The 12,652-nt window shown below is 51.4% G+C and carries 10 protein-coding genes; 4 read left to right on the top strand and 6 right to left on the bottom strand.

The annotated features are described in order from the left end of the window. Positions 1-98: 98 nt before the first annotated feature. Positions 99-731 carry a CDP-alcohol phosphatidyltransferase family protein gene (locus tag WC593_06315; GenBank protein ID MFA4824757.1) on the bottom strand — a complete coding sequence of 211 codons (633 nt, stop codon included), beginning with the start codon at positions 729-731 and terminating at the stop codon, positions 99-101. Positions 732-852: 121 nt separating this feature from the next. On the opposite strand from WC593_06315, the gene WC593_06310 reads away from it, so the two are divergent. Both WC593_06310 and sppA read left to right on the top strand, forming a co-directional pair. Next, the gene (locus WC593_06310; protein ID MFA4824756.1) at positions 853-1,539 is read left to right on the top strand and encodes a dihydrofolate reductase family protein; all 687 of its coding nucleotides are present in this window, start codon (positions 853-855) and stop codon (positions 1,537-1,539) included. A 3-nt stretch (positions 1,540-1,542) separates the two neighbouring features. Beyond that, positions 1,543-2,343 (top strand): signal peptide peptidase SppA, encoded by an 801-nt coding sequence (gene sppA, locus WC593_06305; GenBank protein ID MFA4824755.1) that lies wholly within the window; start codon positions 1,543-1,545, stop codon positions 2,341-2,343. A gap of 360 nt (positions 2,344-2,703) precedes the next feature. Here sppA and truD read toward each other — a convergent pair whose 3' ends face one another. The 4 genes from truD to WC593_06285 all read right to left on the bottom strand — a co-directional run bounded on the left by truD (position 2,704) and on the right by WC593_06285 (position 7,150). Then, positions 2,704-3,978 carry a tRNA pseudouridine(13) synthase TruD gene (truD, locus tag WC593_06300; protein ID MFA4824754.1) on the bottom strand — a complete coding sequence of 425 codons (1,275 nt, stop codon included), beginning with the start codon at positions 3,976-3,978 and terminating at the stop codon, positions 2,704-2,706. Then, complete coding sequence (pth2, locus tag WC593_06295) at positions 3,975-4,337, bottom strand: peptidyl-tRNA hydrolase Pth2 (GenBank protein MFA4824753.1); 363 nt, start codon at positions 4,335-4,337, stop codon at positions 3,975-3,977. The genes truD and pth2 overlap by 4 nt, the downstream gene beginning before the upstream one ends. Before the next feature lie 736 nt (positions 4,338-5,073). Continuing rightward, a complete protein-coding gene (locus WC593_06290; GenBank protein MFA4824752.1) occupies positions 5,074-6,102 on the bottom strand; it encodes a hypothetical protein in 1,029 nt (342 codons plus the stop codon). A 208-nt stretch (positions 6,103-6,310) separates the two neighbouring features. Next, on the bottom strand, positions 6,311-7,150 hold the full coding sequence (locus WC593_06285; GenBank protein MFA4824751.1) for a UbiA family prenyltransferase: 840 nt from the start codon (positions 7,148-7,150) through the stop codon (positions 6,311-6,313). A gap of 488 nt (positions 7,151-7,638) precedes the next feature. Here WC593_06285 and WC593_06280 point away from each other — a divergent pair, with 488 nt between their 5' ends. Further along, positions 7,639-8,727, top strand: coding sequence for a glycosyltransferase family 4 protein (locus WC593_06280; protein MFA4824750.1), 1,089 nt, complete (start codon positions 7,639-7,641; stop codon positions 8,725-8,727). 42 nt (positions 8,728-8,769) lie between these two features. Next, on the top strand, positions 8,770-8,988 hold the full coding sequence (locus tag WC593_06275) for a hypothetical protein (protein MFA4824749.1): 219 nt from the start codon (positions 8,770-8,772) through the stop codon (positions 8,986-8,988). 97 nt (positions 8,989-9,085) lie between these two features. On the opposite strand, the gene WC593_06270 is transcribed toward WC593_06275, so the two are convergent. Continuing rightward, positions 9,086-12,520 (bottom strand): response regulator, encoded by a 3,435-nt coding sequence (locus tag WC593_06270; GenBank protein MFA4824748.1) that lies wholly within the window; start codon positions 12,518-12,520, stop codon positions 9,086-9,088. Between the last annotated feature and the right edge of the window lie 132 nt (positions 12,521-12,652).

Genomic DNA, 12,652 nt, shown 5'->3' with positions numbered 1-12,652 from the left:
CTATTTGTTGATTTGATATCTGACATTAAAGGTTGGTGGCACCAAATGATGAATTACCTACTTTTTGTTATGACTCGGTCAAATCTGCCACCGCAAAATCAGGAAAGCGTTTTGTAAAGATAGATGATCCGCTGGATTGCAGAAAGGTTTGTACAGACTGCAATGATGATCACCGCTGCCCAGATAAAACCGGATACACCGCCAAGAATCAATACAAGAATGGTCTCAGGCCGGCCAAAAAATCCCACCCCTTCCAGAGGATCATCGATCTTTCCTTCCACTTTTTCCTGGTAACCGATCTCCGCGTACACCACGGGTTTGATGAACGTATTCATCAGGGAACCTATGATGGCAAACGCGACAACGGCAAAATCCGCAAGCGGGGGAACGGCAAAGAACTGGCTGACAATGGTAATCCCGCTCAGTCCCACCCCAAGGAGCACAAGGGCATCGACGTACTTGTCTACGATCCAGTCAAAGACAGCCCCGAAATTCGTGTGGGCATTGGTCTTTCTCGCTACACTTCCATCCACGAGGTCAAAGATCGCGGAGAGTAAAAGGAAAAGAGCTCCTAAGAAGAACTGCCGCTGAAAAAACAAAACCGCACACGCTATGCCGGCAAGTAAGGCAAGCAGAGAGATCTGGTTAGGTGTAATACCAATCCTGACAAAGACCTCTGCGACCGGCTCAAGGTACCGGGTAAACCTTGGACGGAGTGCAGTAATATTCATAGCTCAAATCATAGGAACGTAAACGTTTAATAATTACTCTATATCGTCGGAGACCCTGTATAGCCCTATCATCACTTTATTTATATCACGCGTCCAATGTAACCGGAGAGCTGAGTAAAAAATGATCTCACCTGCCGATCGACCGCATGTATTGATGATGTCGGAGATCACCGCTGACGGTAAGCTCACACTAAAAAAGGGCGCATCTTCAAAGATACTGATGAAATATATGGCCCATGAAACCGAGCTGCTGCTCCATACCACCCGGGCGGAATATGATGCGATCATGGTGGGTGCCAACACCATCCGTATCGATAACTCATTTCTTACGGTCCGCTATGTGCAGGGCAAGAGCCCGCTCCGGGTGATCCCGTGCAGCATGGGAGATATCCCGCTCGATGCAAACGTGCTGGGAACAGACGCCCCTACCGCGATTGCCGTCTGTGAAGCGGCACCTAAAGACCGCATTGATGCGATAAAAAAGAAAGGAGCGCACGTGATTGTTGCCGGCAAAACCCATGTCGAACTCCCGCTGCTCTTAAAGATCCTCAAAGAAAAATTTGGCATAAACAAGCTGATGATCGAAGGCGGACCTACACTCAACTGGCATATGCTCCATGATCGGCTCGTTGACGAGATCCGCCTGATACACCTGCCGTTCATTGTCGGGGGTGCTGATACCCCGTCACTGGTAGGGGGTATGCATATCAATACTGAAGACGAGATGATCCGGCTCAATCTGAAGAAATATTATATGTGCGGCAGCAACCTCGTTTCCGAGTTCGATGTCCTCTACACAAAGGAGTAATATATGGATGGTACCTACACCCTCGTTCCTTCCGGTTCTGCAAAACCCCCGTCCCATGCGGGACTGAAATGGTTTCTACTCATTATCTTCGGGCTCATTGTGGTGATCGGAAGCATGATCGCCGCTTTCTACTTCACCCATGCGGATCAGATTGGCGTTACGGTGATCCGTATGGAAGGCACCATGGTGACCGGGGAGATCTCTGATGGAGAAAATATCGGCAGTGAAATTGTGGGTGAAGAGTTACGGCAGGCTGCTGATGACCCGATGGTAGAAGCAATTGTCCTGCGGGTGAACAGTCCCGGCGGTACACCTGCCGCCGCACAGGAAATTATCGGCGACCTCGAATATGCAAAATCGAAAAAGCCGGTCGTCGTATCCATGGGAGACATGGGAACTTCGGCTGCCTATTACGTGAGCGCCCATGCAGACAGGATCTATGCAAACCCGGATACGTTCACCGGGGGGGTTGGCGTGATATGGAAATTCTCCGATATCAGCCGCTGGATGGAAAGGGAAGGCTACAATCTGAGCGTTGTCAAATCCGGCAGCAAGAAGGATATGGGTTCTACTGCCCGTCCTCTCAGCTTCGATGAAGAGACGTATGCCCAGAAGATCGTGGATGATAGTTTTGACACTTTTATTTCCGATGTGATATCCCAGCGCATGATCTCGCGGTCTGACATCGAAGATGGCAGGGTAATCCGGGGCGCCGATGCAGTAAAAATAAATGTTATCGATGAACTGGGCAATTTAAACGACGCGATTGACGGTGCAAAAAAGATGGCACAGTCAAGGGATTGATACTTTTTTCTTGCTTTTTATGTGAATTGATTGAGCTCTGTCAATATATTCAAAAATTTCTATCGCTCATGGGAGGTTTTACCCCCCTGCCACTGGGGCTCCCCCCAAATGCGATAACACCAGAACAGGTTTTACGACACGATCGCAAATCGAAGAGGCGTTTCTGAAGAGAGGATTATCCCGCCGCTCCGATAAGGCGCCTCGTCGGGGCCTCGCTGGGCAGATCGGTTTATTAAAATGACCGGCACCTGAACCGCCGCGGGGGTGCCCCGTCGGGGGCGGCAGGGTTTATCGTTGTTGGGGGTATGGGGCATCAGCCCCCATCTTTATAATCTACTCAAAAATCCAAACCCGTGTCAATTATATCATCTGTAATGGATCCGCTTTCATAAATTCACGGCAAACGGTTGTTGCGTAATGGCCGGGCGGCAGGGTGAACTTCAGCCGCACATCGGTATTTTCTATCGTGGATTCAATCTCTGTTTTTAAGGTGATAGGTCTCCAGGCACCCTCGAATTTTGTGCTGACAAACGCGGCTGCCCGTTCAAAATCTTCCGCGGTGATATGATGATCAGAAAGAAGCGATTCCATGATCCGCTCCCCAAGCGTTGCTGCCTCTGTTTTTACCTTACCGGGCATGAACAGGGCTATCGTGCAGCGACCGCGCTTTATGTGGATCGAGACTGCATTGACGTTCGCTGCCGTCACCGTATCCGTGCGCCCGTTTGCAAAGATCAGCCGGTCACCGGGTACCGGGCCGTTAAGGGTCCCCCCGTCATCGAACCGCTGGCTGAGTGCACAATTGAACAGGTATGACTGGAAGGCTGATACAAACAGGGAGAGCAGTTTTGGCGGCAGCTCCTTAAGGGCACCCGGGTAGTCGCCCGGATGAGTATAGAGGTGGTGAAGCATCGCCCGTTCAAATGCCATATGAACCGGAAGGTTACGCAGGGCGGGTTCAGGGTCGCGGGAGGTAAAAAAGTCCGATCGTATGGTCTTGACCGGATCCACTTCACCGGGGAATTCCAGTCCGATATAGGTAACAACTGCCTGTTCAAAATCTCCCCGGAGGATCCATTCTCCGACGCGGTGAGTAACCGGACGGATCGCTCCGAACCGCTGGAGCCCGAAATAGTTGGGAACGCCTTCGGATGCGGTGACCGTGAGAGCCTGCACCTGCTCTGCGAGATCGGTGGATTGGGTATCCCGGATGACCAGGTCAAACCGGTTGCCCAGCAGCTGGCCCAGCGACAAAGCCTCATTCGATTGCCGGACCGGCTCTAAGGTGATATCCTTGAGATGGATTGCTGCTACCTGCTCGGCAGTGACATTATAGATCGAGATCCACTGGCGGGTTATCGCATTGCGGTCTTTTGTACCCGACCAGCCGATACGGCGGTGGCTGATACCGAGCCGTTTTGCGATCTCCTTGACGGCATGCTGGAGTTCCCAGTTCTTTTTTGTGAGCAGGCAGATGAGATACGGACCGGCAGCGCCGCCTTTTTCCGGAAGCGGGATCTCTTCGACAAGGAAATCTTCCGGAGAGGCTCTCAGCCTGCCACCGATCCCTGCAGCATCGCTCGCGTAATAGCGCATGCCGAGCTCGCGTTCAAGAGGATATGTGCTCGGTTTCATAACAGGGTGAGCGCGCCGGTGATCTTATCGAGGTCTTCGCTTTTGGCCGGCCCAAGCCCGAGCGCCGTGATCGTGCCGGGCGGGATCTCGGTCATGCCGGCGTCCTGGATGAGGGAGTGGGAGATACCGGACCGTTCCGCGATAACCCGGAGCTCATGCAGGGTCCTCTCGTCATTGGCCTTGAGCACCACTTTCTTCTGCCCTTCGGAGATCCACGCTTTTGCCAGTGTCTTGTCAGCATTGTTGTATGCGCCAATAGATGCATGCGCCGCTTGGGCGCACCGCTTGCCACAACTCATCTTGACATCATTCCTGATGATGAGACACTGCTTATACCGGAACTCGGGCTCAACTGCCATTAATCTACAATGGGTTGCGGAACGTCAAATAGGTATAGCAGGATCTAAAAAAACTGAGGAGAGTTTGCAACAACGCTTCATCAGGTAACCGTCGGGCATGAAAGAAATTTTTATTTAATTTCGAAGATTTGTCTGAACTTATAGATCCGCCGCGGGGGCGCCCCGTCGGGAGCGGCGGGTTCATCGTATTCGGGGGGATGGGGGCATGAGCCCCCATCAATGCTACTAAGGATGGAAACCGAATAATCCACTAATCACAACAATAAAATCAAAAAAGTAATTGATTAATAAATTTTGCTCAGTAGAAATCATTGAGAAAACTCTGACGCTCCCGGGGGCTTCGCCCCCGCCACTGGGGCATCCCCCCATTGCGATGACGACGTATTACCTGTAATCTTACTCGGACTATCGCACTGCGCCCGTCCCCCAACGGGGGACTGGTGGCGCAAGAGGGGGGCAATATATTACGTGAAAAAAAAGGTTTTCCTATGAAAATCGTGTTCTCAAGATATGATAATGGGGGTTGAGACCCCCATATCCCCGGTAATGATGAACGTCGCCGCCCCCGACGGGGCGCCCCCGCGGCGTTTGAGGACTAAATATTCTAAAACCTCCTTGCCCCGCCGTGCCTGAAGATAGGCCCTGAGGCGGGGGAATATCACAAACATGATTTTCATGGTTCGGGTGTGAACTCCCGTTCATGCCTGTTTCTACAATGCAAATTTAACCAAAAAAATTATCCGCACCCGCCACTCACAGTAGTTCCCGCATATGGGGGAAGTGTGGTGGAGCACTCACCGGGTGCAGTTACAAAACGATCGCAGATAGCCTGCTTATAGGCATCCGGTGTCCGCGTGCCACGGTACTCCTGCCCGTTGATGAGGAGCGTGGGAGATGAACTTGCCCGGTTCTGGTTTGCAAGTGACTCATCTGCTTTGAGCAGGGCAAGACCTTCCTCCCCGCTGGCACAGGTTTCGATACTCTTTGCATCAATACCGATGGCAGCAGTAACATTTCTCCAGCAGGCATCAAGCCGGCTCGCATTCAGGTATTGGGGATAACACGCTTCATTGAACCGGCCCAGGTATTCCCAGTAGTGATCCGGGTTCTTTTCGAGAATGCAGATCTGGCGCAGGTCTTCTTTTACTTCAGATGTTCCATGCAATGACTGAACGGACGCAACCGTTGTGCCGGTTATGGTTGTAAGATACCTCACACGGATATCTGCTTTTGAACCGAGCAGTGCAGCTACCGGCTTCATCACATTTTCGGCATAGGTGCCACCCGGACAGAAGGCCATAACATAGAGATCTACTACCGGGCGCTCGGTTTTTGTGGGAGGCGCAGCAGCTTGTGCGGTACCGGTTCCTCCCACTGCCGCGTTCATAGTAATGCTATGGGTAAACAGGGAAGAACAGTCCAGCGTTGTATAAAGCGGCATCTCCTGACCCAGGTAGACGATTTTCATCTCATAGATACCATGGTTTTCTGCAACTGATATGAGCGATGCAGATGTACCGGGAGATACAAGGTTATTATTGACATAGATAAGGGTTTTTTCAGCGCATGCCTGTGCGGGGACAACAGTACCCTGACCCGGTATATTTTGCATAACCCCGGCAGCAACCAGGATCACAATCACCACGGCAATGCCGATAATGGCGACAAGGGTGCTTTTACTGAAGAGAGTGTGCTCTTGTGCATTTCCTGCATTCGGACTGCCCGTATTATGGACATGTGTTTCCGGATTATTATCGTTCGTCAAAGCAATACCTTAAGAATTATTCATAATTTCATCATGAATAACTGATCCTTTTTCCGGAGCAGGAATTGCGGGAAGATCTAACAATTTGTATCCCTGCCCCGTGTGGCCCCGGCACTGAGACAGAACTACCTCCTCTGGGGGAGGATGGATCATAAAACTATAAGCGAATTATTTTTTATAATAATATTGATTTTACGGGGGGTTCCCATCAGATAACGGCTGAAAGCCGTATAATGCCATACACGACAAGCATCGCTGCGGCAAGCAGGATTGCCCGGTTGTTGATCGCATCCACAAACTGCATCTTGTATGCCGAATCCTTCATGGCCTTTATGATCGGGTGGACGAGGAACACCCCGAACGGGACGAACGGCAGAAGCCAGAAAAAGCCCGGTTCAAGAACTGCAAAGACCGCAATGATGCCAAAGGCGCAGACCATAAACGCAATGGTTAAGAAAAATGCAGCCCGCTCCCCGATAATAACAACGGTATTTTTTCGCTCGGTCCGGTCTTTTTCGAGATCCCGTATCTCATTGCCCAGCTCCCCGACTGCCCCGAATATCCCGAGCAGGACTACATAGACTATACCGGTAAGATCCAGCGGATGGTACAGCACGTACCCGAGCAGACCATAGAGCGCCGGAAACAGGGCATGATAGACAAGATCAAGGCCGGCAATATTTTTTACTTCGATCCAGAATGAATAGGTGATAAATACGAAAAGGACTGTCAGTTCCACCATGAGAAGGGATGAGGGCAGGAGTGCCATGCAGATAAGCGAGACTGCAAGCAAAACGGCACTGACCAGTTTTGCGGTCCGGCATGTCAATGAACCATCGGCAAGCGGATTCCGGGGTTTTGCGGAGCGGGCATCCAGTGCCATATCCGAGATATCGTTAATGACAAACCCGAATGCAGACGATGCTGCAACAAAGATCAGAAGGAGCGGGAGGGAAAGATCGAACCGGCCCGCTGCAAGAAGCGCCCCGAAGATCCCCGCGATTACAAAGAGGATACCATAAGCCTCAAACCGTATGAGCCGTTTCAAAGGGTGATAAATGTGAATCTCTCCTGAAATCTGTCAGATGCATACACACATAGCCGTAAAAGAATTTATTGATTATGTGAAGATGAAAGCAGGAATATACCAGCGATCTATAAAAAAACCCTACGGCCAGGTGATAACGGAAATAATACCGGAACAACAACTCTGCAAATAATTACGGATACCTGCATCCCCCGGTTATGACATATCCCTCTGGACGAAGAGCGGTTTTGTGACGGAAATGTTGAAACATCCCAGCCGTGTCATTCCCCGGTGAGACCCTGGTGCGGGGAAATCCTCACGGATGTGACAATTAAGGTTTCATGGACACGGCGTGAATCTGAATTGTTCATATCCGGATCTCCAGATCCTTTTTTTATATTTTCCATGAAGAAAATGTCCGGTTTAAAGAAGTTGCATACAACATCTCCGAACAATTCAATACATCTCGAAAAAGAACTCCTATACACGGATATAAGGGACAAATAAAAATGGCACAGGTACTGCTCTCACCACTGAGCTGGGGACTCGGTCATGCGATGAGGGATATCCCCATCATACGAACCCTCATTGCACACGACCACGACGTCACAATCGCCGCGTGCGGCAATGCCCTTTCAGCGCTTAAACAGGAATTTCCCCAGTGCCGGTTCATCGAATTTGAGGATTACCCCTCGCCGTACAGTTCGGGCAGCCTTTTTCTCCCGAAATTTTTCCTGTATCTTCCCATCCTGCTCAGGGCAGTCTCAAACGAACGACAAAACCTTGCAAAAATCCTATCCCGGGATCGCTATGACCTCATCATCAGCGACAACCGGCTGGGAGCTTATTCATCCAATGTGCCCTCGGTCTTCATCTCCCACCAGCTGCACTACCACATGCCCCTGGCCCTCTGGCCGGTGGAACTCTTCGCACTCCGCGTCAACACGTACCTCCACCAGAAATATGACCGGATCATTGTGCCGGATAACCCTCCGGGCCCCCTGTCCCTTGCGGGAAAACTCTCCCTTCCAGGATCTGATGAGACGAGATCGAAGGCATTTTTCTCCGGCATCCTCACCAGCATACAAAAACGGGACTGTGCCGAGGATCTTGATTACCTTGTCCTGATATCGGGACCTGAACCCCAGCGGACCAAACTCGAAGAGATACTGCTCCCGTCAATCCATGAACTTGACGGGAAAAACGTCGTGCTTCTCGGGAGCCCGAAGAGGAAGACCGAGATTACGGGCACGGATACCTGCACAGTGAAAGGATACGTCTCCAATGAAGAGAAAGTGGATCTCATGAACCGGGCAAAGTTCGTCATCTGCCGTTCCGGGTATACCACGATGATGGAACTTGCAGAACTCAAAAAGAAACACGGCCTGTTTATCCCTACCCCCGGGCAGACCGAACAGGAATACCTGTCGTGGTATTACCAGAAACAGGGCTGGTTCCATTCCCAGAGCCAGTACCGTCTCGATCTTGCCGTTGATCTTCCGGCTGCACAGGCATATTCCGGGTTTCCTGATATGCCGTCAACGAAAGAAAATGTCAGCAGGCTCTATAACGACCTTCTGGCCGGCTATCTTGAATAATTCCGGCACGGTTCAAATAGATCGACAGCACATCTTTGATCCATGGATGATCTGGTGCTGACCGGGACCCTGGCACTCGTCGCATTCTTTGCCATCATCATTGCCGGTCTTCTTGCAGTGCTCTTTTTTCTGTCCTGGCTCTGGAGCGCTGCCAGTGCAGGGAATTACAGCAGCATCCTTATGAGTCTTCTTGCAATTATGATCGCAGGATGTGCTTATACCGGTGCAGGTTACTATCTTTTTTCGAGAGGATGGATCTGATCCTCTCACCACAAAAACACTATCTCTCCGACATTGATTTTTAAAAGGGAATAGGATTTGCCAGCGAATAAGTATACCGTATCTACGAAAAAAGAGATTAGTGGAACTTGTACCCGAGTGTCTGGACGAGCACGATCATTTCCCTGACCTGCTCATCCTGTTTCCGGGTCAGCTTGCGACCCCGCTGCACCAATCGTCCCATCCGGATGATCTGCATGCGCTGCTCCTGGGAGAGGGCTCCCGAGTGGTGCGACCATTTGAGAAGGTCGAGCCACTGCTGGCGGTTGAATGAGATGCCGTAACCTGACGGGGAAGTTCCAAAATCGTCAGATGTTTTTAATTCCCCGTCCGTTTCTTCCCCGGCATCCTCATCCTCATCGGTTTCCTGCACGTCAGCCGCTTCAGGCTCTTGTGCAGGTGTATCATCCATAATGATGTCATGAGTATCTGCTTCCGGCGCTGGAACAGTCTGCCCGGAAACCCCTGATATTCGATCTGCCACTGCCGGACCGGGAGCTTCGTCTTCAAACAGGTCCTCGATGCCAAACGATGGGGATACTTCCGGGGGGGTATTCAGGGTTCTTGTGGGTACCTGCCCTTCATGCGTTGCGGGCGGAGCGGTGACAGCCACTGCCTTTGGGACCGGTCTGATCTCGGTGGGAAGACGGGTCTGGCTGACAACAACGGCCCATTTGCGTTCCGGCTCCGGTGCGGCCATACTGGTGCGTGACAGGGACTGCTCTACCTGAACGCTCTTCTTTTGAGAAACTGCAAGTCGCTCCTCGTCATTCATGTGGTTTTCCCACTCATCGGCAAGAGCAGTTCGTGCCTGTTGGATCTCATCGGACAGGGCTTCAACTCGTGCATCTGCTTCTGCTTTCTGGGACTCCAGTGTCCTTACCTTCTGTTCGAGATCCCGCTGCCGGGCCAGCACCTGCTCAAAATCCATTTTGAGTTCCTGGATCTTTGCTGCACGCTGGTCCTCGATCTGTTCATGATCCACTTTAACTGAATCCAGCTCGTGCTCCACCTGCTCTTTTGCAAGAGTAACTGCACGGACCTTTTCTTCAGCCGCCGCGTGCAGATTTCTTTCCTGTTCAAGGGAAGATTTTAACTGTTCCCGCTCGGCGATTGCCCGGGCTATGTCTCCTTCGAGTCTGCTGGCGACCTGTGCAGATTTTTGCAGGTTCACTTCAGCAGTGCGGCGAATCCTCCGTTCGGTCTCAAGTTCCGCTTTAGTCCCTTCCAGATCTTCAGAGAGCGAACGGGCCTGCTGGCCGGTCTGTTCCTTTCCCTGGACTACTGAATGCAGCTCGTGTTCCAGTCCGTCGATCCGGGCTGATGCAGCGTTAAAATCTGCAAGAAGGGTCGAATTGAGCTGGGTGGCTGCTTCAAGGTCCCGGTTCAACCGGAGGAGATCATTCCGGTGAACTTCGAGATCGGTCCTGGTCTGGCTGTGCGCACCGCGAACCGATTGCAGGGTTTCATCCCGCTCGCGAATCGCTGCATTCAACCGGGCTTCAACAACATCACGCTGTTTTTTCTCATCGGCAAGTGCCACACGCGCTTCTTTCAGCGCGGCTTTTATCCCTTCCAGTTCTTCAGAGAGCGAACGGGCCTGCTGACCGGTCTGGTCCTTTGCCTGCACTGCGGATTTCAGCTCATGCTCCAGATCTTTGATCCGGGACGAGGCAGAGGCAATATCGCCCTGGAGCGTTTGCCGGAGCAGTGCTGCAGCCTCGAGATCGCGGTTCAGGCGCAAGAGATCATTTTTGTGCACATCGAGATCGGTTTTTACCTGGTCGTGCGCACCGCGAACCGATTGCAGGGTTTCATCCCGCTCGCGGATCGCTGCATTCAACCGGGTTTGTAGTGCAGCATGCTGTTCTTTTTCCGCGTTCAGTGCGGACTGTACACTTTCTAACGAGGCTGTAAGGGCACGGACTTTTTCATCGCTGGCTTCCCTGAGGATCCCGGCATCAGCGATCTGCTTTTCAAGGGACTGGATCTTCCATTCACGCTCTTCGACCTCAACCCGGGTCTCATTGAACGATGCAGTAACCGCTGCTACTGCTGCCGCAGTTTTTCTTTCTTCTGCGTGAGCGATAACAAGCTCATCTTTGAGGATCTTTAATTCCCGTTCCTGGGAAAAAATCGTAGCAACCGCGGTATCAACCCTGCCCTGCAGTTCATCGAGTTGCCGTTTTTGGGATTCCTCATGCAACTCGTGGGTTGCTTCTGATTGCTCCATTTCGTGCCGGAGGGTTTCTAATCGCATGTCTGCTGCAGTGCACCGGCCGGTCTCGGCTTCAAGCACGGATTTTAACCGGAGGATCTCATCGTTCAACTGGCGGACAGAATTCTTCAGCTCATCAATTTGGTGTGTCAGATCCTGCTCGGACTGTGCTTTTGCCTGCAAAACGGATTTGACCTCCTGTTCTGCAGCACCTGCCCGGTCCTTCTCTGAAGCGAATGCGGCTGCCTGTTGTTCGTGCTCGAGCGTAAGGGTCTGAAGCGATGTTTTAAGTTGCCCAGACTGCGCCTCTGACTCTTTTACTGCGAGAACGAGCCGGGCAGAACGGGCGGCTTCATCTGCGAGTGCCTGCTGTGCTGCATCCAGCTCCGTTGTTTTTGCGCGGATATCCTGCGAAAGGGATGATACCTGTCCGGTCAAACGGGAAATTTCTGACTGGGAAGAGAGATCGGATTTTTCTTTTTCTGCTAAGTGTATGCGGATATGTTCTTCAGCAGTGGCAAGGAGTGTCCGGGCATCACCCAGATCCCGCGAGAGTTGTCCGGCTTTTACGGTTTTTTCATCGAGTGCCTGTTCGGTTTCCTCGAGATCTCCTTTGAGCGTGCGCTCATCCTGCTCTTTTTTCTTAACCATTGCACTGAGCGTTTCGATTATCCGTGAATTCTCGATACCTGCATCTTCGAGTGTTGTTAACCGGGAGGAGAGTTTCTGCAGTTCGGCGTTGGCAGAGGCGAGGTCTTCAGAGTTTTTAACAGCGATCTCAAATGCGGACATGAGGAATTCTAGCAGTTTCCTGCGATCAGCAGTGACAACAAAGACCTGGTCTTCGTGCTGGATCTTGAACTGCGTCTTAATCTGGTCCAGGGTCTGCTGCTGAACAGGTGTCAGGAGTATTCCTTCGATCAGCGAGAGAAGGTAAGGAGAATCATAGGGCTCGGCAATGAAATTGTCTGCATTGCAATCAAGGACATGCAGCAGATCTCCCAGGGTTGATGCGCGTGTCAGGATCATGACCGGAATCATCCAGAGGTTGTCATCGGACTTGATCTGCCGGCAGTACTCATAGGCCTCCTGACCAAAGGAGGTTGAGTCACAGATAATAAGATTGGGTTTTCCAGAGCGAAGGGTATCGATGAGCTGTGGCCCATCGGAAAAGAGGGTTACCTGGTAATCCTGGTTTTCAAGCTGCTCTATGAGCTCCTGTGTCCCTGTTTCACTCTGACCCAGAACGAAAATATCTATGACACTTTCGTTTCCATCTGATTGAGGATTATTCATCGCCATCTCTCGCACGGTTAAACTCTCACGGTACTCTATGCCTGAATATATGATTTTATATACTGTATTATAGCACTTCTGGTCGAAAAGAGCTGGCCGGGGCCTTACTGTGGCAAAAATAAGAAGAAATCC

Source organism: Methanoregula sp. (genome assembly GCA_041645435.1).
GTDB lineage: Archaea > Halobacteriota > Methanomicrobia > Methanomicrobiales > Methanospirillaceae > Methanoregula.
The sequence above is the reverse complement of the archived record's forward strand: the minus strand, read 5'-3'. Positions and strand labels throughout refer to the sequence as shown.

What these genes read in the sequence shown, in the direction of transcription:
- WC593_06280 (MFA4824750.1), top strand. Translation starts at nt 7,639, where the DNA reads ATGGCACAGGTACTGCTCTCACCACTGAGCTGGGGACTCGGTCATGCG.
- WC593_06275 (MFA4824749.1), top strand. Translation starts at nt 8,770, where the DNA reads ATGGATGATCTGGTGCTGACCGGGACCCTGGCACTCGTCGCATTCTTT.
- truD (MFA4824754.1), bottom strand. Translation starts at nt 3,978, where the DNA reads ATGAAACCGAGCACATATCCTCTTGAACGCGAGCTCGGCATGCGCTAT.
- sppA (MFA4824755.1), top strand. Translation starts at nt 1,543, where the DNA reads ATGGATGGTACCTACACCCTCGTTCCTTCCGGTTCTGCAAAACCCCCG.
- WC593_06310 (MFA4824756.1), top strand. Translation starts at nt 853, where the DNA reads ATGATCTCACCTGCCGATCGACCGCATGTATTGATGATGTCGGAGATC.
- pth2 (MFA4824753.1), bottom strand. Translation starts at nt 4,337, where the DNA reads ATGGCAGTTGAGCCCGAGTTCCGGTATAAGCAGTGTCTCATCATCAGG.
- WC593_06270 (MFA4824748.1), bottom strand. Translation starts at nt 12,520, where the DNA reads ATGAATAATCCTCAATCAGATGGAAACGAAAGTGTCATAGATATTTTC.
- WC593_06315 (MFA4824757.1), bottom strand. Translation starts at nt 731, where the DNA reads ATGAATATTACTGCACTCCGTCCAAGGTTTACCCGGTACCTTGAGCCG.